This window comes from Streptomyces phytophilus, from assembly GCF_013870535.1.
GTDB lineage: Bacteria > Actinomycetota > Actinomycetes > Streptomycetales > Streptomycetaceae > Streptomyces > Streptomyces phytophilus.
In genome coordinates this window covers 1-1005 of the sequence record NZ_JACBXC010001740.1, presented here as the reverse complement: position 1 = coordinate 1005, position 1005 = coordinate 1, and the positions used below count along the sequence as shown (strand labels likewise).

Genomic DNA, 1005 nt, shown 5'->3' with positions numbered 1-1005 from the left:
GCGCGTCCTGCGGCACCGCGGCCGACAGCGGGCTGCCGGAGCCCGTGCACACGGTCAGTCCGAACGGGTTCGCCGGCGTGACGCGGGCGTGCTCGGGCAGCACGTCCTCGCCCTCCAGCAGGGCGATGGGCTGGACGCAGTCCGGGCAGAGCACCCGGAAGATCAGCGAGGTCTCGGCGTATCCGCCGCCCTCCTCGTCGTCGACGGCATCAGGATCGACGAGCTCGACATGCTCGGAACGGCGCATGCTGCTCCCCCTCAGGTTGGGCCACCTGGACGGTCACGTGGTGGTCTCGACCACAGCAAGGATTTCCCTCGCTGTCATCCGAATAATCGTCCGCAGGGTCCCCCTCGCTCCCGGATGGACTGTGGCCTTCGTCACACGCTGCCGAGTGCGCCGTACGCGCCCCCGCGAGGCGCCCGCCGGCGGCCCCCGCGGCCCCGGATGTACCTGACCGCCGCAAACGCAGTAGGTTGATGCGTTGTGGAGGAGTTGGACAGGCACATCGTGGAGCTGCTCGTCAGGGACGGGCGCATGAGCTATACGGACCTGGGCAAGGCCACCGGCCTGTCCACCTCGGCCGTGCACCAGCGGGTGCGGCGGCTGGAGCAGCGCGGGGTGATCCGCGGCTACGGCGCCATCGTCGACCCGGAGGCCATCGGCCTGCCGATGACCGCGTTCATCTCGGTCAAGCCGTTCGACCCCAGCGCCCCCGACGACATCGCGGACCGGCTCGCCGAAGTCCCCGAGATCGAGGCGTGCCACAGCGTGGCGGGGGAGGAGAACTACATCCTCAAGGTGCGCGTCGCCGCCCCGGCGGAGCTGGAGGACCTGCTCGCCCGCATCCGCTCCCTCGCCGGGGTCTCGACCCGTACGACGGTCGTGCTCTCCACACCGTACGAAGCCAGGCCGCCGCGCATCTGACGGCGTGGCGCCCCCGATCCGAATCCGAGGCACAGAGCCGTGACCGCCGAGAGCCCCGCCGCCCGACCTGCCGCCCGCGC

1 protein-coding gene and 1 pseudogene are annotated in these 1005 nt (G+C 71.3%); one reads left to right on the top strand and one right to left on the bottom strand.

Annotation, left to right across the window (positions count from 1 at the left end):
* Nucleotides 1-247, bottom strand: a pseudogene (locus H5J30_RS35660) (hypothetical protein); the annotation flags it as partial.
* Nucleotides 248-484: 237 nt separating this feature from the next.
* On the opposite strand from H5J30_RS35660, the gene H5J30_RS35655 reads away from it, so the two are divergent.
* Complete coding sequence (locus H5J30_RS35655) at nt 485-925, top strand: Lrp/AsnC family transcriptional regulator (protein ID WP_018835479.1); 441 nt, start codon at nt 485-487, stop codon at nt 923-925.
* The last annotated feature ends 80 nt before the right edge of the window (nt 926-1005 follow it).